The sequence below is a fragment of the Bacillus sp. T3 genome, from assembly GCF_033449965.1.
Lineage (GTDB): Bacteria > Bacillota > Bacilli > Bacillales > Cytobacillaceae > Bacillus_BU.
Genome location: NZ_CP137761.1, coordinates 2,928,027 through 2,952,601 on the forward strand (window position 1 = coordinate 2,928,027; position 24,575 = coordinate 2,952,601).

General features: G+C 38.1%; 29 protein-coding genes. 5 read left to right on the forward strand and 24 right to left on the reverse strand.

What is annotated here, in order from left to right; all coding sequences use genetic code 11:
• Nucleotides 1-52 precede the first annotated feature (52 nt).
• The 5 genes from RGF10_RS15105 to RGF10_RS15125 form a co-directional block, all read right to left on the reverse strand.
• Nucleotides 53-1,312 (reverse strand): DUF445 domain-containing protein, encoded by a 1,260-nt coding sequence (locus RGF10_RS15105; RefSeq protein ID WP_318503367.1) that lies wholly within the window; start codon nt 1,310-1,312, stop codon nt 53-55.
• A gap of 363 nt (nt 1,313-1,675) precedes the next feature.
• Nucleotides 1,676-2,713: a threonine aldolase family protein gene (locus tag RGF10_RS15110; RefSeq protein WP_318503369.1), complete on the reverse strand. Its 1,038-nt coding sequence runs from the start codon at nt 2,711-2,713 to the stop codon at nt 1,676-1,678.
• 144 nt (nt 2,714-2,857) lie between these two features.
• Nucleotides 2,858-3,337, reverse strand: coding sequence for a YbaK/EbsC family protein (locus RGF10_RS15115; protein WP_318503371.1), 480 nt, complete (start codon nt 3,335-3,337; stop codon nt 2,858-2,860).
• A gap of 101 nt (nt 3,338-3,438) precedes the next feature.
• Complete coding sequence (locus RGF10_RS15120) at nt 3,439-3,951, reverse strand: alcohol dehydrogenase catalytic domain-containing protein (protein WP_318503373.1); 513 nt, start codon at nt 3,949-3,951, stop codon at nt 3,439-3,441.
• A 13-nt stretch (nt 3,952-3,964) separates the two neighbouring features.
• Nucleotides 3,965-5,839, reverse strand: a complete 1,875-nt coding sequence (locus RGF10_RS15125) for an electron transport protein (RefSeq protein WP_318503375.1) — start codon at nt 5,837-5,839, stop codon at nt 3,965-3,967.
• A 210-nt stretch (nt 5,840-6,049) separates the two neighbouring features.
• Here RGF10_RS15125 and RGF10_RS15130 point away from each other — a divergent pair, with 210 nt between their 5' ends.
• Nucleotides 6,050-6,205, forward strand: a complete 156-nt coding sequence (locus RGF10_RS15130; RefSeq protein WP_318503377.1) for a hypothetical protein — start codon at nt 6,050-6,052, stop codon at nt 6,203-6,205.
• 76 nt (nt 6,206-6,281) lie between these two features.
• Here RGF10_RS15130 and RGF10_RS15135 read toward each other — a convergent pair whose 3' ends face one another.
• A complete protein-coding gene (locus RGF10_RS15135; RefSeq protein WP_318503379.1) occupies nt 6,282-6,608 on the reverse strand; it encodes a hypothetical protein in 327 nt (108 codons plus the stop codon).
• Between the two features lie 190 nt (nt 6,609-6,798).
• Here RGF10_RS15135 and RGF10_RS15140 point away from each other — a divergent pair, with 190 nt between their 5' ends.
• Together RGF10_RS15140 and RGF10_RS15145 are read left to right on the forward strand one after the other, a co-directional pair.
• On the forward strand, nt 6,799-7,278 hold the full coding sequence (locus RGF10_RS15140; RefSeq protein WP_318503381.1) for a glutathione peroxidase: 480 nt from the start codon (nt 6,799-6,801) through the stop codon (nt 7,276-7,278).
• A gap of 40 nt (nt 7,279-7,318) precedes the next feature.
• Nucleotides 7,319-7,774 carry a MarR family winged helix-turn-helix transcriptional regulator gene (locus RGF10_RS15145; RefSeq protein WP_318503383.1) on the forward strand — a complete coding sequence of 152 codons (456 nt, stop codon included), beginning with the start codon at nt 7,319-7,321 and terminating at the stop codon, nt 7,772-7,774.
• Between the two features lie 119 nt (nt 7,775-7,893).
• Here RGF10_RS15145 and RGF10_RS23910 read toward each other — a convergent pair whose 3' ends face one another.
• The 11 genes from RGF10_RS23910 to RGF10_RS15195 all read right to left on the reverse strand — a co-directional run bounded on the left by RGF10_RS23910 (nt 7,894) and on the right by RGF10_RS15195 (nt 16,933).
• Nucleotides 7,894-8,400, reverse strand: coding sequence for a CBO0543 family protein (locus RGF10_RS23910; RefSeq protein ID WP_412176633.1), 507 nt, complete (start codon nt 8,398-8,400; stop codon nt 7,894-7,896).
• A 131-nt stretch (nt 8,401-8,531) separates the two neighbouring features.
• Complete coding sequence (locus RGF10_RS15150; RefSeq protein ID WP_318503385.1) at nt 8,532-9,365, reverse strand: pentapeptide repeat-containing protein; 834 nt, start codon at nt 9,363-9,365, stop codon at nt 8,532-8,534.
• Nucleotides 9,366-9,421: 56 nt separating this feature from the next.
• Nucleotides 9,422-10,036 (reverse strand): LysE/ArgO family amino acid transporter, encoded by a 615-nt coding sequence (locus RGF10_RS15155; protein WP_318503387.1) that lies wholly within the window; start codon nt 10,034-10,036, stop codon nt 9,422-9,424.
• 236 nt (nt 10,037-10,272) lie between these two features.
• Nucleotides 10,273-10,485: a Fur-regulated basic protein FbpA gene (locus RGF10_RS15160; RefSeq protein WP_318503389.1), complete on the reverse strand. Its 213-nt coding sequence runs from the start codon at nt 10,483-10,485 to the stop codon at nt 10,273-10,275.
• A 293-nt stretch (nt 10,486-10,778) separates the two neighbouring features.
• The gene (locus tag RGF10_RS15165) at nt 10,779-12,095 is read right to left on the reverse strand and encodes a homocysteine synthase (protein WP_318503391.1); all 1,317 of its coding nucleotides are present in this window, start codon (nt 12,093-12,095) and stop codon (nt 10,779-10,781) included.
• 220 nt (nt 12,096-12,315) lie between these two features.
• Nucleotides 12,316-13,437, reverse strand: coding sequence for an LLM class flavin-dependent oxidoreductase (locus tag RGF10_RS15170; protein WP_318503393.1), 1,122 nt, complete (start codon nt 13,435-13,437; stop codon nt 12,316-12,318).
• Nucleotides 13,438-13,460: 23 nt separating this feature from the next.
• Nucleotides 13,461-14,204: an enoyl-CoA hydratase/isomerase family protein gene (locus RGF10_RS15175; protein WP_318503395.1), complete on the reverse strand. Its 744-nt coding sequence runs from the start codon at nt 14,202-14,204 to the stop codon at nt 13,461-13,463.
• 8 nt (nt 14,205-14,212) lie between these two features.
• Complete coding sequence (locus RGF10_RS15180; protein ID WP_318503397.1) at nt 14,213-14,602, reverse strand: NifB/NifX family molybdenum-iron cluster-binding protein; 390 nt, start codon at nt 14,600-14,602, stop codon at nt 14,213-14,215.
• A 46-nt stretch (nt 14,603-14,648) separates the two neighbouring features.
• Nucleotides 14,649-15,839: a CaiB/BaiF CoA transferase family protein gene (locus RGF10_RS15185; protein ID WP_318509492.1), complete on the reverse strand. Its 1,191-nt coding sequence runs from the start codon at nt 15,837-15,839 to the stop codon at nt 14,649-14,651.
• Nucleotides 15,840-16,052: 213 nt separating this feature from the next.
• On the reverse strand, nt 16,053-16,679 hold the full coding sequence (locus tag RGF10_RS15190; RefSeq protein ID WP_318503399.1) for a substrate-binding domain-containing protein: 627 nt from the start codon (nt 16,677-16,679) through the stop codon (nt 16,053-16,055).
• 83 nt (nt 16,680-16,762) lie between these two features.
• Entirely contained in the window at nt 16,763-16,933 is a 171-nt protein-coding gene (locus tag RGF10_RS15195) for a LysR family transcriptional regulator (RefSeq protein ID WP_318503401.1), read from the reverse strand.
• A 348-nt stretch (nt 16,934-17,281) separates the two neighbouring features.
• On the opposite strand from RGF10_RS15195, the gene RGF10_RS15200 reads away from it, so the two are divergent.
• The gene (locus RGF10_RS15200; protein ID WP_318503403.1) at nt 17,282-17,476 is read left to right on the forward strand and encodes a hypothetical protein; all 195 of its coding nucleotides are present in this window, start codon (nt 17,282-17,284) and stop codon (nt 17,474-17,476) included.
• A gap of 36 nt (nt 17,477-17,512) precedes the next feature.
• A complete protein-coding gene (locus RGF10_RS15205; protein ID WP_318503405.1) occupies nt 17,513-17,875 on the forward strand; it encodes a cysteine dioxygenase family protein in 363 nt (120 codons plus the stop codon).
• Nucleotides 17,876-18,106: 231 nt separating this feature from the next.
• Here RGF10_RS15205 and RGF10_RS15210 read toward each other — a convergent pair whose 3' ends face one another.
• The 7 genes from RGF10_RS15210 to RGF10_RS15240 are packed head-to-tail and all read right to left on the reverse strand — an operon-like array spanning nt 18,107 to nt 24,373.
• A complete protein-coding gene (locus RGF10_RS15210; RefSeq protein WP_318503407.1) occupies nt 18,107-19,435 on the reverse strand; it encodes an LLM class flavin-dependent oxidoreductase in 1,329 nt (442 codons plus the stop codon).
• Between the two features lie 29 nt (nt 19,436-19,464).
• Complete coding sequence (resA, locus tag RGF10_RS15215) at nt 19,465-20,004, reverse strand: thiol-disulfide oxidoreductase ResA (RefSeq protein WP_318503409.1); 540 nt, start codon at nt 20,002-20,004, stop codon at nt 19,465-19,467.
• 20 nt (nt 20,005-20,024) lie between these two features.
• Entirely contained in the window at nt 20,025-20,429 is a 405-nt protein-coding gene (locus RGF10_RS15220) for a FixH family protein (protein ID WP_318503410.1), read from the reverse strand.
• Entirely contained in the window at nt 20,426-21,193 is a 768-nt protein-coding gene (locus RGF10_RS15225) for an ABC transporter permease (RefSeq protein WP_318503412.1), read from the reverse strand. Before RGF10_RS15225 ends, RGF10_RS15220 begins: the two co-directional genes overlap by 4 nt.
• A gap of 16 nt (nt 21,194-21,209) precedes the next feature.
• Nucleotides 21,210-22,307, reverse strand: coding sequence for an ABC transporter substrate-binding protein (locus RGF10_RS15230; protein WP_318503414.1), 1,098 nt, complete (start codon nt 22,305-22,307; stop codon nt 21,210-21,212).
• 32 nt (nt 22,308-22,339) lie between these two features.
• Nucleotides 22,340-23,197, reverse strand: a complete 858-nt coding sequence (locus RGF10_RS15235) for an ABC transporter ATP-binding protein (RefSeq protein ID WP_318503416.1) — start codon at nt 23,195-23,197, stop codon at nt 22,340-22,342.
• A gap of 18 nt (nt 23,198-23,215) precedes the next feature.
• Entirely contained in the window at nt 23,216-24,373 is a 1,158-nt protein-coding gene (locus tag RGF10_RS15240) for an acyl-CoA dehydrogenase family protein (protein WP_318503418.1), read from the reverse strand.
• Between the last annotated feature and the right edge of the window lie 202 nt (nt 24,374-24,575).

Sequence of the window (24,575 nt, forward strand, 5' to 3'; positions counted from 1 at the left end):
TTCTACTTCTGCTTCCGACAATGTCAGGAGCAGAAGCACCGTCCCTTGCTTCCTAAAATAAGCTTGCTATTGCTTGGATTCCAGTAAGGATGATTCCGATGATAAAGCCGCATACTGCACCGTTTACGCGAATCCATTGAAGATCTTTGCCGATGTTGTTTTCCATCATATCGATAAGTGTTTCAGTATCTAGTTTATCTAAGTTTTCTTGGACAAGATGGCCGATTTGTTCATGATTATTTTCAACAAGGATGTAAATTTGGTTTTGAATCCAATGATCAACTTTTTTGTTTTGCTCTTTAATATTTTCTAGTACATGTTTAACGAATGGGATTAAATACGTATCGATAAACGATTCTTCTTCAATAAGCTCGAGTGTACTTTGTTGGAATTGCGAGAGTGTTTTTGTGATCGCGTGATCCGGCTTCCAGTTTGCTATAAATTGATTTTTCCAATTCTCAATTCCATCGAGCAATTCTTTATTGGCATTAATGTCTTGGAGTTCGTTTCTAATATAAACCAGTAATGCCTCCCGATTCTGATCTCGTTCATCCTGCAAGCTGTGAACGCCATTCAACAATAATTTTTTCACAATACTACCTAATTTTTCTTCACTAAGAAGATTTCGAATCGAATTTAGCGCAAACTGAAGAATACCATCAACTTCAATTTTATTTAACATATTCATTGAGACTGCCCCAAGCCGATAACTAGTTTCGTCACTTCGTAACCAATTCTCCGCCTTGTTAAGCGCATGGTCTAATACACGCTCATCAAATTTTTCCTTAAGCAAATGATCACTGAAAACCTGAAGTATATTACCCATATCGATTTTTCCGGCTGTTGCGACTAGCTGCTCTTTCACAACCGGTGTTAATTTTTCAACGTCGATATACCCGATCATTTTTTTGATAAGCTTGACAAGACCCTTCCGAAAAGCGTCCGTGTATAATTCCTTTTCAATTTTAGAAATAAACAAATTAGTAAACTCAACCTGTTTTATTTTTGCTTGAATGCTTTCTTTTGAGAGCCAATCCTTTTTCACCGTTGTCACAAGTGCATTGGTCATTCTTTCTCGATTTTTTGGCAGGAGCGCTGTGTGTGGAATAGGAATTCCAAGTGGATGACGGAATAATGCAGTAACCGCAAACCAGTCAGCTAAGCCACCGACCAAGCCAGCCTCGAAGCCACCTTGTAATAAATCAATCCAAACGTTTCCTTGAAAAGGAATTGTGGCAATAAATCCGACACTCATTACTAATAATGAATATCTCGCTATTTTTCTTGATTCTTTTCCTTTTGTGATAGACATAATATTGTATCATCCTTATCTTTTTGCATGCAAAAAATGGGTGAATTTTACACATTTACCCATCTTTTGGTCTTTTCATTTAGGCTGTGTTAATTTTGTCTGTTGATTTCCGCTGCAGGTGCTCGCTTTCCGCGGGGTCTCCCGTGACACCTTCTCCCGAAGGAGTCTCGCACCTTCCGCTCAAATCAACAGATTGCTCAAAAATCAACATGGATCTTTAACACTACCTTCAAATAAAATAATAACAATTTGAGTCGAAAAGCGCTAGTTTGTAATACTGCAATGCTTTTCTTGTATTAAAAATTGCGTCTTACTCGAAAATACAATTACGGTTATTCAAGTTGGACGATTCATACTTCAGTACTATTTAGTTGCGACATACTGCCTTTTCAATTCCTCAATAAATGCATTTACTTCTTCTTCTTTTGTTGCCCATGAGGTCACAAGACGAATAGCACAGTGAGTCTCATCAACGTTTTCCCAAATATGAAAAGAGTACTGCCTTTCAAGCTTGTTAATGACTGATTTAGGCAAAATCGGAAAAATTTGATTGGAAGGTGAAACAGTTAGAAATGGGATGTTCATTTGGCTCATTTCCTTACTTAGCTTCTCTGCCAGCGTATTTGCATGTTTTGCCAGTTCAAAAAAAAGGTCGTCACGGAAAAGTTCGAGAAACTGGATCCCCAAAAGCCTCCCTTTTGCCAAAAGCGCTCCCTTTTGTTTCATATAATAACGGAATTCCACTTTCAGCTCATCACGACAAAGCACCAATGCTTCCCCGATCAGTGCGCCATTTTTCGTTCCACCTATGTAGAAAGCATCGACAAGATTAGGAAGATCACTAAGCTCAAGGTCATTTTGAGAAGAACACAAAGCGGATCCTAATCTTGCTCCATCCATAAAGAGGATTAACTTGTTTTCGGAGCAAGATTGGCTTAAAGCTTTGAGTTCTTTTTTATTATAAATTGTTCCGATTTCAGTAGAATTCGAAATATAAACAAGCTTTGGTTTAACCATATGCTCATCAGGATGGCCATCTAGTACTTCTTGAAGCTGGATAGGAGTTAACTTTCCATCTGTCGTATCAATCGATATGATTTTATGACCAGTGGACTCGATTGCTCCTGTCTCATGTGTGTTAATATGTCCAGTTTGAGCTGCAATAGCAGCTTCGTGCGGTCTTAGGAAGGCAGCAATGGCAGTCAGGTTCGTTTGCGTTCCGCCTGAGAGTAAGTGAATTTCGACATCGCTTCGATCCATTTTCTCCTTTAACAGTTCAATCGCTTTTTTAGTATAGCGATCTTCGCCGTACCCTTCTTCCTGTTCGAAGTTAGATTCCATTAATGCGTTCAAGATTCGAGGATGCGCTCCCTCACTATAGTCATTTTTAAAGCTGTACATTAATGTATGCCCCCGTTTGAATTTTTACTTCTATCCTAGCATAATATACCAAAAATCCAAACTATTCCGGAAAAATTTCATAGCTATACAGCTAGTATGTCTTAAGCTATTAGATTAGTAGTTTTTTTCAAGTTTCTTTCAAACCTATGATTCCTCCTGCCATTCTTTACAAACATCGACCCAAGCAGAATAATTTGAGTATTTTTCAAGTTCTTCAATGGTCAGTTCAATTGCACTATTGCTACTTCCACATGCTGGGTAGACTGTCTGAAACCGTTTTAGCGATTCGTCTAAATACACTGTTACTCCATCATTAATTGCAAATGGGCACACACCACCTACTCCATGACCAATTAATACCTCAACCTCATCAGCCTTAAGCATTTTGGCTTTTGATTGAAACTGAGCTCTATATTTTGGATTATCAACTTTGGCATCACCCGCAACGACTATTAAAATAGGGGTTTGTCCTACCACAAATGTTAACGATTTTGCAATTCTTTTCGGTTCACACCCTACTGCTTGTGCAGCCAATTCAACAGTTGCACTTGAATCATTGAATTCAAGTATTCTATCTTCCATCTCCCAAATCTTAAAAAATTCTCTTACCTTCTCAATTGCCATTTTTTTACCCCCGCTGTTGACGAAACAAACCTTCGTACATTGTTTTTCATTCAAGTTTAGCTTTAAAGCTTTTTAAAAATCAAGCAAGAAGCATGACGACGCTACAAAGCATTATTCATAGGAATCGCATCCGATAATAATACTAATTGCTCATCAGGGATTTCATTATGAACAGGTATAGTTAATGGAGCAAAATTCCCAAAAGGAACTCTTACATACTCTGCTTGACTACCACAATAATCACCAAATAGTCTAGAACATCCATAACAAGCACCGATTCCACCCTCTCGATTTACTTCACTACATTGACTCTCTAGATTAGATTGACAGTAAATGCATTTCCCACAAGCAATATTAAAGGGGATAACAACTTTATCCCCTTGTTTCAAGAAATGCACTTCATTGCCTATTTCTTCAACGATTCCAATTGCTTCATGTCCTAAAATATAGTCCTTTTCTAAACTAGGAATCATACCATGATACGAATGTAGATCAGACCCACAAATGGAGGCATGAGTAACTTTGACGATGATATCTTCTGCATGCTTTAGTTTAGGCTCGATTACTTCCTTCAACTTTACATCCATAAACCCCTGGTATGTTACAGCTTTCATCAGATTGCCTCCATTACTTCTCATCCGTGACGGTTAATAAATAGTCAATTAAAGCCTGTTGCTGCTGTTGATTAAATCCCGTTGTCTCATCAATCCAGAACTCATGGCCCTCCCCTGTTACATTTGCACTTTTTACTGCTTCATTTTTCTTATTTTCTGCAATAACCTTCATTCGAAGCTTCGAATCAATCAATGCCAACAAACTATTCCTCGAATCTGGTACGTTGTTCTTTAGGTACGTTCCAGGCACCCCTAAGTCTGTTAATAAATTTGGGCCAACTGCTACACCACCATCATGTAAATAAGGTGCACTCCAATATAAGCCATAGAGACTTGGTGTTTTATAAGCTCCTCCAGTATCACCATGTGCCCAACCTAGTTTAAGTTGTTCTTCCTGTTCCTTTGTCATCTGTATTCTATGTTTTATTGGATTTTTTGGAAGTGGCACCGGCGTTTGATCATCATACATGACTGGCTCATCAAAATAATTTTCTGTTTTCTTAAATGCCTTTGCCCTAGAGTCGTTTGTCCCAATTACTTTGGGCGAAATCAGTTTATTATTTGTTAAGTACTGGCCACCATGACAAGAAATACAGCCCCCTTGTTCAAAAATCCTTCTCCCTTCATCCTTTTGACTTTTTTGAATTTCAAGACTGGTTTTCATTGGATGTAGTGAATTCATAAAAGCCGACACAGCATTCATTTGCTCCCATGCACGATAACCAGGTGAGCTGGAAAGCAAACCGATGCTTGTTAAAAAAGAAATCTTTGGAAAACTTGCTGATGGAATTAATTCATTTACCCCATCCACTCCTGGAGTTGGATCGACCTTTGCAAAAAAGTCAGTTGGTTTTTCACCAGATTTCGGATCATATCGAAATTTTTTATTTGCTGCATTTTGTAGTAAGGTCCCCAGATATACTTCTTTATCAATATTTAACACGGGCTTACTGATATTCGTTTGGGAGACAGCATCCATATTTTGTGAATGAGCATTATTGATTGCTGCACTTATTCCCTTAAAAGGTCCTATTTGTCCTTGACCACTCCAGCCATATGGATGATCTCCCTTTGTATAAGCATCAGGGATTTGAACTGGATTGTTATGAAAATCAATTGTCGTATCATTACTTCCTTTAGGCCATTTGACAATCTCACGATCAACATATTCCTCGAGTGCCTCGATATCAGGGAGGGCCTCAGATTTTCCTTCTGAGGTTGTCACTACCCGCTTCGTATCCTTAATAAAATTCTTAAGATTTTCCATTTCAGTATGAGTAAAATAGGACGCTGTATTGGTACCTAATGCTAAGGTTAAGCCAATATTTAAATCAGAATTTGGAATTCCTTGAACTACATTGCCTTCTTTATCAACGGTGGCGTGACACACTGCACAGCTTATACCAGCCTTAATTCGACCATCATCATATTTAAATTTAACACCAACTGGTGCATATGCACCCTTTGCAACATCCAATCCAGTTTCTATTAATTCACCCTTCTCAATGGTTCGATTCCCTATTTTGACTGTTTTCGCTGCTTCTACCTTTAGGTTATGGGTTCCATTCCCTTTAAGTTTTAAGATCGCTTTAGTTATGTTAGGTATAGTAAAAGTCCCGTTAAACAAGCCTAAAACATCTGTGAAAAATACTTCATTCCCAAAGGTTTCTTGATAGAATAATTTTTTCCCTAATTGAACTGCGTCTTCACTATTCTCTAGTTGGACATTGGTTTCCTGATTAATTTTGACTATACCAGAGTTTTCATGATTTTTTATTTTTTCATCTGGGGGAACATAGGCAAATTCAGGCTCCGTGATGGATAAAAATAAGGTTGCCCCTATTACTCCTACTATTAATACAAGGACGATAATAATACTTTTTCGCACGAGAGTAATCTCCCCTTTTTTCGAACAAGATGTTTTTAATATTTAACATAAGCCGGGGTTTATTCTTTTTTGAAATATATTTTTGCGTGTTAATCTGTTACCGATAGGTTTTATTTGAAACTAAACAAGAATCCACTGTAATCATTATTAATTTGTTGTGTTTTGTGCATATTAAAAAACGATACTAAATGAAAGGGAGTTGGATGCGAAATGTCAAAACAAGGCGTACAAAACAAGGACCAAATCCGAAAGCAGCTTGAAAGACAAGATAATCGAAATGACATTGAACTTGGTACTGACTACCAGATTGGAAACAGCAAATCACAAAGTCAGAAAAAAAGCGGACGCCAAATCAATAAAAAATAAAAGCAAAGGGATGGTTCTTCTGATTCCAACAGATTTGGATGCAAGAGAACCATCCCCATGCTTCTTATTCTTATTCTTATTCTTTTTCTTTGATTTGTTCGCGGATGGTTTCGAGTTCTTTTAATGTAAGTGCTCCAAGTGATTTTCTTATTTCATCCTCGAGTTTTTTCCGATTGCTTTCCCGATAAAGATCCCACCACGCTCTTAATCCCTCTGTTTTATCCAGAAGATATTCAACATCCAGCTCCTCGAGGTCATCATCGGATAGATATTCCATTACTGCGCCTAGCATCCGATTCAATTGGGCAATCTCATCCTTTCCTTTGTTATTATTGGGATCTAAAGCATCTATCACTTGCTCCTGATCTGTATCTTGATTGATTGGTGTAGATTTTCGGGGCATTTTTTTCCTCCTTGTTTGCTTGTACTTTTCTTTGTTATCTACAATTTTCCAACTATTGATATCGTTTACTTCAAGAACCACACTCATTCATTACTTTTATTATTCCTTGTAAACTATTATTAAATCGCGTAAGATTTAATCGTGCACGATATATTTTTTTCTAAATTAACGTTTCTAGGAGGAACGATCAATGACAACTGTTTATGATTTTTCTGTAAAAAAGCCAAATGGAGAGCTTAAATCTTTAGTAGAATTTGAAGGTAAAACATTATTGATTGTCAATACGGCGAGCAAATGTGGATTAACTCCACAATTCAAAGGACTTCAGGAATTATATGATAAATATAAGGAGCATGGGCTAGAGATACTCGGATTCCCTTGTGATCAATTCAATAACCAAGAATTTGCTAATATTAATGAAACAACTGAATTTTGCCAATTAAACTACGGAGTCACCTTTCCGATGTTTGCCAAAATTGACGTAAATGGGGAAAACGCTGAACCGCTGTTTAACTTTTTAAAAGAACAGAAAAAGGGCGTCCTTTCAAAAAATATTAAATGGAATTTCACAAAGTTCCTTATTGATAGCAAAGGTCAAGTGATTGAACGATATGCACCAACAACTACTCCAAGTAAAATCGAGGATGATTTAGTAAGATTATTTTCTTAACGTTACTCAAATCGATTGATTGAAATGAGAGGTGATCAGGATGGAAGATTTTTTACCGATAAAACAGCAGCTGTGTTTTTCGATTTATGAAACATCCAGTGAGTTTACAAAGTTATATACCAGCGTCTTGCAGCCTTTTGGTTTAACGTATCCACAATATTTAGTTTTATTAGCACTTTGGGAAAAGGATGGAGTAACGCTGAAAGAGCTGGGAACATCTTTGAACCTGGGAACAGGGACATTAACACCGATGATCACTCGGATGGAAGCGAACGGCTGGGTGCGAAAAGAAAGATCGAAAGAGGATGAACGAAAGGTCTTTATTTTTCTCCAAGCTAAAGCAATCAAGGATAAGCAGGACATTTCTAAAAAAGTCGCAAAAGAAATCCAATCTTGCAAAATTGAACTCGATGAATACGAGCAGCTTATGAAGCAACTACGCCATTTAAAACAAAAACTAAGGAAACGTGGGAATGATACTCCTGCTAACAATTGACTTTTGTTAATTAAATGTTAGGTTTCACAAACTGAGATCCTTATAAGCAGAAAATGGAGTGGTCATTCAACATGTTTACTGCCACTCCCCTTCATTTTTTACTTCAGATATTGTGTAAACTATTTCATATCACTTATCTTCACATCAAAACTTAATAACAAAACTAAAATGATGATAATCGATAAAAACCAGGCTATCAGAGGGTTTCTGTGGTGAATTGGTAGAATAGTAAAAATAATGAAAGTAAAAAAAATCGACCACCCAAAAGTCCAGCCATTATGATATGTAATAAAACCAAGCTTACTATTTACATATTCAATCATTATATAGAGTCCCGACCACATAAAAAACCAATAAACCCGTCTTTTCCTGTCTTTGGGAAATCTCCCTAAATAGATTAGTACTGTTGCGGAATAGGAAACAACCATTGCTAGAACCGTGATGATTGTATGATTGGGAAGAAATACATCGTGGAAAAGCCACATGGATTTTTTGTATAAAAGGAAATTATACAAAAAATCGCCAATTATTAAAAAGAGGATTGTTGGATAATATCTTTGCCAATTCCGCCAATCCCCCCATATAAACCCAGCAAATAAATAAAGGATATTGATAATGATATACATAGCTTCATTCCTTAAAGAAGAGTACCATTAAATTTCCCATTTATAGGAGAAATGATTCAGTATCTTCTTTTTCGCTGTCTTTATCGATTAGTTTTGCCTTTTCCGGTAACTGGTGGACTGTTCAGGCTGCTTTATTCCCAATGTTCAGGTCTTCTTAGTGAAGGTGGTAATTTTGTCTGTTTGTCACCCTTTGCCGAATTCACTTGTACTTGGGTAAGAAAAATACTGCCAGTAAGATTCGCCCCACTTAAATTGGCATCTCTCAAATCAGCACCGATTAGGTCACAATAACGGAGATCGGCTCCCTTTAGGTCTGCTGCAATCAGAAGAGCTCCTCTTAAGTTAGCACCTCGTAAGTCTGCGCCACGCAGTTTTGCACCAATTAAGTCTACCCCTCGCCCCAATTTTCGTTGTTTTTTCGGTCTTGGTGCATTGCCACGCACAACTTTACTCGTATAAAGGAGCAATTCATTTACACGAACTCGATGCATGGGGACATCAAGAGCAAGGATTTCTTTAGGACTCAAATTTGTTAGCGACTCTATGTTAAAGATGCTCTCATTTAATTCATTCTTTATTGGTTCAGTTTCTTCTATATATAATGCCTCGTATAAGTAACGGAGCATTTCATAGAGTTGTTGCATGATTGGGAACACATCAAACATTTCCTGTGCTAATTCTGGATGTTCACGCCAATCATTCCCGTTATAGCTGAATTGCGACACTTTTTGTCCAGCGCCAAAGCATTCATAAACGGTACACCCCTTAAATCCTTTATTTCTAAGATGACGATGAATGCTGCAAGAATAATCGGATTGGAGATGATGACAAGGTGTTCCGCTTGCTTTATCATAAGCAAAATCAGCAGAATTCGCATACGGCAATGCGACACAGCAAAGTCCAAAACAATTGCTGCAATCTGCTTGAAAATGATTAATTTGTTTTGTTATTAATATCTTTGACAATTTACACACAACCTTTGATGTATAATAATCATCGATTTTACTATATCCTTAACCAACTACCCAGAAAATAGCGAGAAAACTAGATGGATGGCCGTACCCCAAATAATGACGGCTGAGAGCTTATTTAGGATGCGAATGAATAACACTGAATTATTTAACCTGCCAATTTGCCGCCCAACAAAAGCAAGCGAAAAAAACCAAATCCAAGAAATCGAAATACATGCGATTGAAAATACAAGTTTCTCTGTCCCTGTATACGTGAGGGAATTTGTGCCGATTACACCAATTGTATCCATAATCGCGTGGGGATTCAAAAGAGAAACTGACATCGCAAAGGCAATTTGCTTTCTAGTGGAAAGAGCCTTTCGTTCGAATGAGGTTGAATTAGGGTTGCTGTTCCAGGAAACAAAACCCATGTACGTTAAAAATAAAATGCCGGCTAACAATAACACAAGTTTTATCCAGTATATACCAAACACTAGCACCGATACTCCTAAAACTGCTAATGAAATTAAGACTGTATCACATAGCGATGCTGTAATAATAACGGGCAGGGTCCTCCTAAATTTCGTTTGAGTTGCCCCTTGATTAAAAACAAATACATTCTGGACTCCTAATGGAAGAATGAGCCCAAATGCTAAAATAATTCCATGTATCACTGCACTTATCATTTAAACGATACAATCCTTTCAAGCTATTAGTCTTATTACTAAATCATACTTGAATTGTATCAACGTTGGTAGTATCTAAATTTTTGGGGAATCGTGAAAATGGAGATGAATAGCTTGGTGGCGGGTGATATGGTGAGTGCACGATTGCTATCTGTTTGCTCCGCAATGTTGAATTGATTGTTTGTTCGCCCGCCATTTTAGCCCGTATGAGAATTAAACTACGCGGATTTACATACTTACTTCTTTGCTATGTTGTTCATTAATTTGATCGATCCAAAATCCATATGGGGATAACATTGGGATTGAAATCTTTTGTATTCGTTTTCTAAATCTGTTAGAGATAATTCAAACAAATGCTGATCTTCTTTTTTATATACATTAAAGGCAATTAGTGCATCAATTAATTTCTTTCGTCTATTTTTTACTGCTCTTCGAAGAATTTCTCCCACCCTTATCACTCCTAATTTCTGATTTACTTTTGTTTTACTTGTCTTTGCTTTCCGCTCTAGGTGCTCCAATCAAAATCGTACTCAGAAATCTTCAATGCTCTTTAACAAGCCTTACTAAAAAGCATTAGGGATTGATTGTTCGAAACACCTCAAAACAAAAAGGCTCTCTATTTTAGGTCCACAACCCTTTAATAGAGAGCCTCCAGTGTTCTAGTCGGCAATGCATTGTTACTTTTCATATTATATTGTTGATTTTTGCAAAATATGATTATTTTTAAAAAACAACCCGATTATTAGCCTAAGTTTATTGCTGTCGTTGCTTCTTGACTTGCTTTTAGGGCTGAATCCAAATCTTCAAGAATATCCTCTATAGCTTCTGTCCCAATGGATAGACGAATTAATTCCGGTGTCACACCTGCGGCTCTTTGCTCATCCTCTGACAATTGTTGATGCGTAGTGCTAGCAGGATGAATAATAAGAGATTTTGAATCACCGATATTGGCTAAATGCGAGAATAGTTGGATTGAGTCAATGACCTTCTTCGCTGCTTCTTGCCCACCTTTTACGCCAAAGGTTAAAATTGCCCCTTGTCCGTTCGGTAAGTATTTTTGCGCTTTAGAGTAAGATGGATGGCTTTTTAAACCAGGATAGCTAACCCAACCAACAGCTTCATGTTTTTCTAAAAATTGTGCTGTTTTCAATGCATTCTCACTATGCCGTTCCAATCTTAAGTGAAGTGTCTCTAATCCTTGCAATAGGAGAAATGAGTTGAATGGTGATAACGCAGAACCAAGATCTCTTAATAATTGTACACGGGCTTTAATAATATACGCTGCTTCACCAACAGCATCAGTGTAGACAAGTCCATGATAGCTTGGGTCTGGCTCCGTTAAACCTGGGAACTTACCGCTCTTTTTCCAATCGAATTTGCCGCTATCAACAATTACACCGCCAATCGTTGTTCCATGGCCACCAATGAATTTAGTTGCAGAATGTACAACAATGTCTGCGCCAAATTCAATCGGGCGCAATAAATATGGGCTTGGTACAGTATTATCCACAATTAAGGGAATGCCATTTTCATGGGCAATATCCGAAACAGCTTGGATATCAAGGACGTCCCCTTTTGGATTTCCAACTGTTTCAGCATAAATGGCTTTTGTTTTCGAAGTAATCGCTTTTCTGAAATTTTCTGGATCCTCTGGATCCACGAAATTCACCTTGATCCCAAATTTCGCTAATGTTGCAGAAAATAAGTTATATGTTCCACCGTACAAGCTGCTAGAGGATACAATTTCATCACCTGCAGAGGCAATATTGACGATGGCAAACGTTGTCGCCGCTTGACCTGAAGAAACAGCTAATGCCCCAACACCCCCTTCTAAGGCTGCGACTCTTTGCTCAAATACGTCTGAAGTAGGGTTCATAATACGACTGTAAACATTACCTGGTTCACTTAAATTAAATAAATTTGCAGCATGATCACTGTCATGAAAGACGAAGGAAGATGTTTGATAAATAGGAACTGCTCGAGATAATGTAGTTGGATCCGGCTTTTGTCCTGCATGAATTGCTTTCGTTTCAATACGTTGACCTTTTTCGTTTGCCATGTTTTTTTCCTCCCAGGTTTTCTTTTTTAATACCGATAAATTCAATAGGATTAATTAACTTTAAATAATAATATATACTATTTCTATTTTTTGTCAATATAAAATTAAAAATGTTCAGACTATTTTATTTTCAACTAATGGATAAATGGCGATTATAGCTACAATAAAAACCAGACAAATTGAACATTTACTTCTCAAAATAGATTAAGTCATTGAATTTTTAGCTAACTTTTGCCTTGTTTAGTCTTTCGTGTACTCTCGGAATAACTAGTTTCCCGACCTCAGTAATCGTCTCAAGATGCGGAAAGCCACGCAACAGGACTTTATCAAACCCTAATTGCACAAACTCCACAATTCGATCCGCCACCTGGTCTGGCGTACCAACAAGGGCAATTGAATTACCGGATAAAACTTGGGTTAAGCCGGCCCATAGATTGGGACCAATTTTAAAATCATGGTCCTTTCCAGATTTCATTAGCTGATGCAATCGCTTCACGCCAACGGAATCCCCTGTTTCCGTCATTTCACCTTTCTTTTCGAGCAGTTCACGTGGTGTTTTGCTTAACAAGCGCTCTGCTTTTTGCCAAGCCTTTTCTTCTGTTTCATCAAGAACAACCTGAAATGAAATGCTATAGCTTAGTTCACGATTTCTCTCAGCAGCTAGCTGTTTTATTTCAGCAATTCTTTTCTCAGTATTTTCAAGTGTTTCTCCCCAAAGCATATATACATCCGCTTCGTCTGCAGCCACTTTTTTACCAATATCTGATGCACCACCAAAGAAAATTTTCGGGGTTTTCGAAGGCTTTGGATATAGAGTTGCACCTTTTAAATGATAAAATTCACCCTCATAATATACTGTTTCACCCGCGAATAACTTTTTTAATATTTGTATGTATTCACGAGTTCGCCGATACCGCGCCTCATGATCAAGATGATCCCCATCACTTGCAAGCTCTGTTGGAGAACCACCTGTCACAACGTTTACAGAGACCCGATCTCCTGACCAGTAACTTAACGTTGAAAATTGTTTTGCCAGCGCAGTTGGAGCAATTAAATCTGGCCTGGCAGCAAATAATATTTTCAGCTTATCTGTATAGGCAATCAAGTTTGCTGCAACAACAATCGGATCAAGGCAACCAGCACCGATTGGCAATAACAAAGTCGAGAAGCCTCCTTTTTCAGCGGCAAGGGCAATCTCCTTAATGTATTCCTGTGTCGGTTGCCGTTCCGCTGATTCATCAGTTCCTGTCCAACTATTTACATTTTTTGTATTTGAACCTTGAATAGCCCCTACAAATTCTCCATCACCTGATGTAGGTGCCATCGTAACAAATTCGACCATCTTAACATCCTCCCATAAGTGAATTATTTTTTTACATATTCATAAAATCTGCCGCCAAAATCACCATGTAGTACCGATTCCCTTGTTAAACGATGAGCTGTATCACTTTGCTGAGCTCCCGTTAATTCCTTTAATGTTTGCAGGGTATTGTTCGGGACGTTTAGTAGGGTTTCAAGCCATTTTGTCACGGTTTCATTACCTTCCTTTAAATCCTCACAAACCTCATGCACCAATCCAAATTCACTTGCCACAAATGCATTTACTTTTTTATTTAATAATGTTAAGTATCGAGCTCTTGCTGCACCAATTTCATTGACTAAACGCTCAGTCCCTAGAATCAATCCAAACTGAGGACCAGGGAATCGAAACACACTTGTGGCAGTCGCAACTCTCAAATCACATGAAAGAGCTAAATCTGCTCCAGCACCATATGTATACCCATTCACGATTGCAATTGTGGGAATCGGTAAATTTATCAGTATTTCGAATAATATCGATAAATTCCGAAAGAACTGACCGGCTTCTTCATTTGACAAACTTCTAATATACTTGACATCGACCCCTGAACTAAATGCATCCGTTAGTTCACTACTTAAGACGAGGGCACCAATATCTCCCCTTGCCACAATATATTCAAGTGCATTTGTTATTTGTTGGTAAAGCTCTCGGTTAAGAGCATTGTAGTTTTTTTCTACATTTAGCTTGAGATGAGCTGTTTTCTTTTGTGAAAAATCATGGTCGTTTATCTCTATCTTTATTTTTTCCATAATAACTCCTATCGCTGTTCATCCACTGTGGGTATATGACTAGGTTGGATTTCGCTCTCTGGTAAATGGTCGGTCAGCAATAATTGGTTATGATCAATCAATTGCCGTAAATAAGTAAAGTTCGTTTCGGCTTCCACTCGATAGTAGTGAAACTCTTCTTTTTGTGCGGCCTCATAGGAGAGCTCACACAGAGTATTTGGTGGTGTAACTAATAGATTAATGCCCCGTTCATTTAGCCATCTAATTATTGCTCCCCGTTTTCCACTTTGTAGCGATAATGCAGGATTTTCATAGTCCTCATATTGACGCGTTTCAGTATCGTATATTCGAATCACAGTCCCTTCGACAATTGGGACGATAATTTCCTTCTGTTCAGCTAGTACCAAAGCTAGTTTCATAACCTTTACTCTCCTCTTTGTTTTTTCACAATTTCTATCAAACGTACTATTTATTACTTACAACTTCTGAAGACTGTAACCATTCTTTTATCACCTGATCATTATGTTGTCCTAACTTCGGTGGGTTTCGATAGATTTCAAATCTATAGTCTGTTAATTTCACAGGAAAGCCAACCGTACTTGTTTGCACTCCATTTGGTAATTCAAGCTTCTCTAAAATGTTAAGCGAATGTGTTATAGGATGAGCGAGTGCTTCTGAAAAATCATTAACGGGTGAGGTCGGTACCCCCCTACGATCAAATTCTGTAATCCACTGAGCAGCAGTTTTTGTTGCAAATACTTCCTCTAATAAACCCTTAAGCTCTTTTTGATTTTTTGCCCGCAATGGCTGAGAAACAAAGCGAGGATCCTCGAATAATTCACCAAGATTGGTCGCTTCACAAACCTGGAACCAAAGCTTGTCATTCCCCGCGGCAATAACAAAAGGTTTGTCAGCTGCTGCAAAGGCCTGATACGGTGCATTTCGCGGATGAGCAGATCCTAAACGTTTCGGTGCAACACCGTTACCAAAAAATTCACTCGTCTGTAAGGCCGATATCCCAAGTACACTCCCTAGCATTGAGGCATCAATATATGTGCCCTTACCAGTTTGATTTACCTTCAAAATGGAAGCGACAATACTATAGGCTGCATATAACCCTACCCCAAAATCAGCAATCGGAACCCCGCACTTAACGGGTGGACCATCCTCCTCACCTGTCACACTCATCATTCCACTAAAGGCTTGAATCGTAACATCAAAAGCTCCTTTTTTGGCATACTCACCTACTTGCCCATATCCTGAAATGGAGCAATACACTAATTTCGGGTGCTCCTGAACCAAACCGTCATAGTTTAATCCAAACTTCGCTAATACACCTGGTCTAAAGTTTTCAATGATTACATCCGCTTTTAAACAAAGCTCCTTTAATAGCTGTTGTTGTTCAGGATTATTAAAATCAATCGAAACACTTCGTTTATTCCGATTCAATGAAGAAAAATTTGCACTATATGCTTCTTGTTCCTCATTTTCAAAAAATGGCGGCCAGGCTCTCATTCCATCTCCACCATTAGGCCGTTCAATTTTTATTACATCTGCACCTAAATCTGCTAATAACATCCCCGTAAACGGTCCTGCTGCAATTTGGCCAAATTCTACAACTCGTATGCCGGCAAGTGGTTTATGATTTTGTTTCACTTCACTCAAATGACCATCCCTCTCTTACTTACCAACCTATTAATACCATTTGGAATAATTGGTTGTTTAACCTGCTTTATCTTATTGATTTACTTGGTTTTAAACAGTATATATCACGTTTCCCTGCATGTATAATTGAAAAAAATAAACGTAACGTTCAATAAAATTGAATTATTTCCCTTTTAACGTTGAGAGTTCGTCCTGAATACTTTTTTAATTAGTACTCTCTTTAAGCGCAGTGATTAACCGTTCCACCGCTGCGCCATTTTTTATTCCATTTGCCTTTTTAAGAATACCGGTAACAACCCCAACCTTTAAATCCTCAATTTTCCTTTTCACTAACCCAATCGATGGGGTACCAATAATCACATCTGGAATCACCGCAATTCCCAGCCCAGCTTGGACGTATTCCTTTATCGCGGTCATACTATTTACAACTAAGCCAATTTGCGGATGAACCCCTGCCTCCATTAATGATTTTTCTAAATGAATCCGATAATTACACACAAAAGCCCCTAATAACAAACGTTCATTTTGAAAATCCGATAAATAAATACTCTCTTTTTGTTGGAGGGGATGGGTTTCTGGAAGCAATAATGATACGTTTTCTGTCAGCAATGGCTCAAATGAAAGGGTATGATCTAGTTCTGGTGTATTGCATAATGCAAAGTCAATTTCCCCATCCTTTAATAAACGAGTTAAATTCTGCGTGTTATTAACCTCGATCGTTATCTGGACTTTTGGATATTGTATACTATATTGCGCCAATATTTTTGGCATTCGATAAAGCGCCATCGGTTCAATTGCCCCGATTCTAACTTTTCCAGTTTCTCCGTGCATCCATTGATCCATTGATTGTTGGACAAGCTCTACATCCTTCAGTAAAACATCTGCTGTTTCATTAAAGACCCGCCCTGCTTCTGTTAAATAGATTTTTCTCCCCGCTCAATTAGCTTTACGCCAAGATCTGCTTCTAATTTTTGAATCTGCATCGTAACGGTTGACTGAACATACATTAGTTCGTCAGCTGCTTTTTGAAAGCTTCCAAGCCGAGCAATGGTTTGAAACGTTTTAATTGATCGTAAATCCATCATTTTGTCACCTCATTATTATAAAAATAAAAAAAGCCTAAGAACGGATATACGTTCATAGGCTTCAGAGAATACACTCTTAAACTAGTAGACAAAGCCCATCCGTCAATCAAATCATGCCTCCAGTTGTCCAGTGGGCTTATACTATTAAAATGATTAATTTATACTATATTTTGATTTTTCCGATAAGTCAAGTGGGTTTAATTCAATAATATTCATAAATTCAATTTTTTTGAATGGCTCAATCTCTTTTTTCTATTTTACAATGAAGCATTTTGTCATTAATATCATGTTTAAGATATTTTGATTAAATCTATAAAAATACTTAGCATTAGAAAAGGAGATAAAAATATGACAACTGTACACCACTTTCAAGCCTTCGAGGACACAGTAAGACATGTGTTGCAAAATGCTATATCTGAAAAGGATATTGTGAAAAGTCTAACCCCCTATTTCCGTTCCTTTCTTGAAAAGGAAGGCTTAGTCCCTGAAGAGATAAAACAGCCAAAATCACCTGGAAAAATATGGTCAATATCTCCTTTATAAACCAGAGGATGAAGCTTTTTCGATTGTAGCGTTCGTTTGGGGGCCAGGTCAAAAGCTCCGGTTCATGACCACTTAGTTTGGGGCTTAGTCGGAATTTACGAGGGAGCAATTGAGGAAACAAGATACCGTAAAATTGACAATGATAACGATAGCGATGGAGTTCCCGGGATTCAGTTAGAGATAATTGATACGGTCATTGCGAAAAAGAATGATATTTCGTTTGTATATCCGCCAAATGCCGACATACACGGTGTTCGCAACCCGTTTAAGGATCAAGCTGTAACGATTCATATTTACGGAACCGACATTGGGAAACAACAAAGACATTCGTATCATGATAATTCAATCAACTCGATTCTAACACCACATGCTAATACTACTGCCGTGTATACCTATTAGGTTTCTGGAAACTCAATAGCTGGTTTGAAATTAAGGAGCTCGTCTGATGACGGGCTTTTTTATAACGAATTTTAGGAGATTTTTTGTCTAATGGGAATTATACGGGTTTCAATGCAATCGACACTGTCAGTTTGATCACATTACCTAAAAGAAATGACGTGTGTAATCGACACACGTCATTCCCGATATCACAAACTTTTTTACGATTAGGAGGCTTACACCTATTCTACATTAATTCTTTGAAACGACTTTAGAAAAGCGATTTTCAGGAACCTTGATTCCAAAATGGCCTCGAAGTGTATCATGCTCGTATTCACTACGGAACAGACCACGCTCCTGTAAAAGTGGCACGACTCGATCAACGAACTCTGGCAAACCTTTTGGTGTTGCTGCCCCGATAATGAAGCCATCCGAAGCTTCTTCTTCTATCCACTCCTGTATAAGATCAGCTACTTTTTCTGGCGTTCCAACAAATTGACCTTTTGGAGTCGCAAAGGCGAGGGCAACCTCACGTAACGTTAAGTTCTTTTCTTTTGCGTTTTGTTTTATTTTATCAGAAGTCCCACGATGACTATCGCTACCTAAGTTCCCCAAATCTGGAAAAGGCTCATCCAGTGGATATTGCGTGAAATCATGATCATCGAACGGCCGTCCTAATGCATGCAGTGCCTTCTCAACTGAAACAAGCTCAGCGATTTCTTGATGCTTTCGATCCGCGTCCTCTTGCGTATCTCCAATGACGGGAACAATTCCAGGTAAAATGAACAGTTTATCTGGGTTTCGGCCAAATTCCTTCGCTCTTCTTTTAACATCAGCATAAAATTCCTTTGCTTCCTCTTTTTGTTGGAATCCTGCAAAAATCGCATCTGCATTCTTTGCTGCAAAGTTTCTGCCATCCTCTGAAACTCCTGCTTGAAAAATGACCGGCTGCCCTTGTTTTGAACGAGCAATGTTTAACGGACCTTTCACATCAAAATACTCACCTTTATGGTTCAAAAAATGGAGCTTTTCTTTATCAAAGAACTCACCTGTTTTTTTATCATATATAAATGCATCATCTTCCCAGGAATCCCATAATCCTTGTGTCACATCGAGAAATTCATGAGCAATCTTATAACGCTCCGGGTGCGATGGATGTTCTTTTCTACTATAATTATCCGCGGACCCAGACAACCAAGACGTGACCACATTCCAGCCTGCCCGACCATGGCTTATATGGTCGAGTGAAGCAAATTGCCGCGCAACTGTGTATGGTTCACTGTAGCTAACCGTAACCGTTCCTACTAATCCTATTTTTTGAGTCAAACCTGCAAGCGCTGATAATATCGTAATCGGTTCAAAACGATTTAAATAGTGTGGACTTGAATTTTCATTTATTGACACACTGTCAGCGATAAAGGCAAAATCAAACTTCCCTTCCTCTGCCTTTTGAGCTTGTTCCTTATAAAATTGAAAATTAGTACTGGCATTTGGTAAAGAATCAGGATGTCGCCAATCAGCCCAGCCGCCACCTACGCCATGAATCATTGCCCCTAATTTCACTGTTTTTTTCTTTGCCACTTAAACCCCTCCCATTTTTTAACCAAGAATTATTTTGATTTGATTAATTCAACAAATTCAGCAATTTTTTCTTCAGATAATTCACCGTAAACGATTTTTACAATTTCACCATTACCATCGACAACAAATGTAATAGGTAAGTTTTGAACTTGATATTTCTCGACTACGACGCCGTTACGGTCTAGTAATATCGGAAATGAAAGATTTTTTGCAGAGGCAAATTGATTGACCAACCTTGTCGGTTCATCTGCGTTGATACCTAAGATTTCGATTCCTTGATTTTTATATTGCTTGTATGCTCTCTCAAGGTACGGCATTTCTTCTTCGCAAGGAGGACAATATGTTGCCCAAAAGTTTATGATTACTCCTTTGCCCCGATAATCAGACAATGAATGCTCCACTCCATTGCCATCCTTCAACGTGAACCCGGGTGATACACGACCAACCTTAGCCGCATCGACCTCTTTTTCTCGAAAAAACTCCGCATAAAAAACAAACATCGTCACCAATACCAGCATCGACAGGAGGGCCATTTGAGTCGTTCGATACCATTTCTTTTTTAACTGCAAGGAATTGTCTTCCTCCCTTCTTACGGAGAAACTGATATTTCATGAATGGGCATCGCATGTTCCACTCCTAATGTGACGTGGGAGACAATCTGATAGACTCCCGCTTCATCAAAAATTGTTTCTATTTGATACTTACCCTCACCAATTCTTTCTGGTTTGACAGTACCAATTGGCGCTCCATCCTTTTTTATCAGTTCAAACTCAACTTGAGCTTCATCACCAACTTTAACTCCACCACTCTTTATTGTTGCCAGCACCTTAACTGGTTCTAATAATTTTGCATTGGAAGGACTACTCGTAACCGTCACTTCAAGTCCATCTGTAATATTGTGACTGGCTTCATCTTTCCCAGTGCATCCAGTCACCGTGAAGATGATTAAACTTAACATAATTAGAATACAATATTTCATTCTCCCGCTTCTCAATCTGAATCCGCCTTTAAATTTGTCCAGAAGAGTAGTCGTTTCTTTAATTTTTCAAAGAGTAAGAGAGCGATTAAAATAACTGCACTATTAAAAATCATCCCGGCAATGACGTAATCATATTGTGCAAAATCTGTGTAATATTGGATAAAATAACCCATTCCAGATTCAGCTCCAAACATTTCTGCCATCGTTAAAATCAAAAAGGATAGCGTTAACGCTGAGCCTGCTCCGCCAAGTATATAAGGCGATGCAGCAGGAATAATGACTTTAAATAAATAGTCAAATCCCTTTAAATTTAGTGTTTTCGCATTATCTAAATAATGTTTATCGATAATCAGAACACCTTGTAGTGTTCCTTGAAAAATTGGCCAAAAAGTTCCGATAAAGATCAAAAAAATAGACGCAGATTCAAAGGTTGGTAGAACAGCAATTGCATACGGTACAAATAATGTTGGCGGAAGCGGACTTAATAAATGGACGTACGGCATAAATATGGCACGTATGCGGCTTTGAAGTCCGAGAAACAATCCACCACCAATGCCTAAAAGTATTGACCCAATATAGGCTGGAACGAGCAGCTTTAAAGAGCTGCTCAGGCCAACTAATAATTCCTTCGCATTATCAGTAAAAACACTCAATACCTTCGTTAATTCAGGAAAAATAACTGGGTTTAATCCCCCATATCGAGTAAGTAGATCCCATGCTAGGAGCACTACAACACCGATTAGGATTGTACTAGTATAGTGTTTGAGAATTTTTTTCACGAGCAAGTATCACTCCCTACAGATTTTGTTTATTAAATCGGTCTAGTTGTTCCTGATAATATTTCTTATCCTTTGGATACTCTTTAATTAATTCATCTAGCGCTCTTTCATAAAGATCGAGATTAATATTGTTATTGATATCGATCCCTTCACCGTTTTCAATGTAACCAATCTCTTTCATTTGCTCCCACATTTTCTTTACTTCTTTGCTATTAGGGTCCGGTGAATAGTGGGCATGCTCTTCGTTGACGATTGAATCCACTGTTTTATCATCCAATTTTAAGTGAGTTTTTGCTGCTTCAACTGCTTCGTCTGGGTGTTCATTTCTTACCCGTTCCGCGCGAATGAGGGCTTTTAAGAAGCGTTTATAGGCTTCCCCGTTATCTTCTGATAATAAGTCCTTTCTAGTTACAACGCGGCAGCATACGTGGGTTGGATTTAAATCATTACTCCAGTTTACAACAGCTAAGTTTTGTTCTTTTGCTTGTAAGTAGGTTGAGCCAGCTGAAACAGCCACATCTACCTTTCCACTTGAAATCGCTTGAAGTAAATCACCAGGCGTTTTAAATTCGATAATTTCCAAGTCCTTCTTCCAGTCAATTCCTGCCTCAGAAAGAGCCGAACGGAATACAATATCAGAGGTAAACATGCGGATTGTCCCAACTTTTTTCCCTTTGTAATCATCTAATGTTTTATATTTATCTTTATCTTTCTTTTGAACTAAAATCGGGTGACCACCTTCTAAATGTCCGCCAATAATCGAAAAATCAGAGCCCTTTGAAATAAACGTAAGTGGTGCTGCGGTTCCAAACGTCATCCCCAAATCAATTTTTCCAGCCTGCAAGGCATTTAACCCATCCGCAGATGAAGCGAAGCCTACCCCTTCCACCTTTAAATTCTCATCTTCAAAAAATCCTTCTAGCTCGGCTACATCAAATAAAGTGGCTCCACTACCTTGACCATATCCGACTTTCAACTCATACTGTTTATTTTCTTTTACTTCACTTGTTGATGCTTTTTCTGTACCTTTACTAGTTCCACAACCTGCTAATACAAATCCTGCAGTTAGTGCCACGAAGGCAGACCTCAGCTTAATTTTTAATGATTTCTTCAACGTTCTTTCCTCCAATGTGTACAAATAGATTTTTAGATTCCTTCTCCATCCGAACCAACCACGTATTTTTCTTCTAATTTATCCAGCAAGCCTTGATTCATAATGGTCAGGATGTGTTCTCGAAACTTCATAAATTCATTACTACTAAACAATTTTTTTCGATTTCTTGGTTTTTTAAAGGGAACATCGACACTTGTTGTCGTGACACCCTCAGAACCTAGGGAGAACATGACGATTCGATCCGCTAAATAAATGGCTTCATCCGCATCATGAGTAACAAATACAATTGTTCTTCTTTGGTCATGACTGATTTGTAATAATAAATCTTGTAAATGAATGCGAGTTAAGGGATCCAATGCACCAAAGGGTTCATCCATTAGCATTAAATCTGACCCAAACGCTAAGGCCCTTGCTATTGCTGCACGCTGTTTCATTCCTCCTGACATTTGACCCGGGTATTTTTTGACAGCGTGACCTAATTGAACAAGTCCTAAATATTCTTCAGCAATTTGTTGAAGTTCTTTCTTTGGTTTCTTTAGCTTTTGTTTCAATGCTAGGACAATGTTTTCTTCGGCAGATAACCAAGGAAATAGAGAGTAATCCTGAAAGACCACGCCGCAATCTGGTGTTGTCTCTGTTGAAGGAACCCCATCAATGATGATTTCTCCTTTCTTTGGCTGCTCAAGTCCGGCCATTAGTCGTAAAAATGTACTTTTCCCACAACCGCTCGGTCCCATTAAGACAAGAAATTCTCCTTCCTGCACATCCAGATCCACATTTTTTAATATTTCACCACTTTGATATCCAAAGCTGATGGATTTTGCTTCAATTTTTTTCTTTTTCATTTCCGAGTAATCGATTGTCTGCTTGATCTCAATTAAGCTGCTCATTGCTTCTCCTTTCTTGCATCATGTTAATTTTTCTAGCAAAACCTTATTTCCTAAATCTTGGATAATTGAATCGACCGGAACATGCAGAGTCATAGTCCGTAGATTGCGCCAGTGTCGATCAAATCCATAATGTGTAGCTGTAGAACGGCTTCCTAGCACCTCAAAAATGCGAGAGGTTATATCAAGTCCTGCTTTTGTCGTAAAGACTTTAGCGGTATAAACAGCTTGATTCAATTCTGCTCTTTCCTCTTCGGTTATCGCTTCTCCTTTATCCCACAATCGTTGGAAGAGGACATCTGTTCTTTCCACTAAGAGCCTTGCTGCTTCTATTTGCACATAAAACTCACCGTAATGTCGTTGAAAAATCGGATCATCTATTACTGAATTCACTTGAGGTGAACGCGGACGTGCTTTAGTTAATGAATAGTTCCTTGCCTCATCAAAGGCTCCCTCCATAATCCCAAGAAACAAATGGTTTAAAATGAAGTGCGCAATATTTATACGTAACTTCGCAAACTCGCTTGCTTTAAATCCATCGCGTAAGATTTCATCTTCCTTAACGATTACATTCGTAAACGAAACAGTTCCGCTATCTGTTTGCCTTTGCCCGAAATGATCCCAATCCTTGTTTAACGTAACGCCATCGCGTTTTGTAGGAACTACCGCAATAAATAAATCCTCTTGTTTTTCTAAAGCTGCTGAAACAATCAAATAGTCTGAATCGACACTACCAGTGCAAAATGTTTTCATCCCATTTAAGACATACTGACCATTTTCTTGGTGTGCACGAAGTTTAAGGTCAACAATGTTAAAAGCATTACCCCAGAATAAATTGTGGTTTACTGTCTCCAGGTAATAATATTCTTGTTGTTTTTGATTCCCCCATAAATGTGCGGTTATTAAGTTTACAAAATGGTATCCATAAACATGGGCTAATGAACTATCATATTTAGAAAAAATCCTAACGATTTGAACAACATCCGTCCATGTTCCTCCCCAACCCCCGAATTCCTTCGGGATCAAAAGTTTCAATAATCCACTTTCCCTAATTAGATCGCGCTCTGCCTTTGGAGTGCCACCTAATTGATCTCTTCGCGCTGCATTGTCCTTAAATGTCTGCGCTAGCTGTTCTGCTATTTCGAAAACAGTCTTTCCGAGCGTAGTATTTATTGTCATACCTAAACCCCTCTCCTACGATGTTTTTTTAATCCAGCATCACTTGTGATAACCAATCACAAGTAAACAGGTAAGATTAATGTTATTTTTCATTATAGGTACAGGGTGTATGTTTGTAAAATTCAAAAAAATGAATACAAGTTTCAATATATTTGAAGAAATATATCCTATTGACTTGTTTTAATTGTGTTTAAAAAAGAAA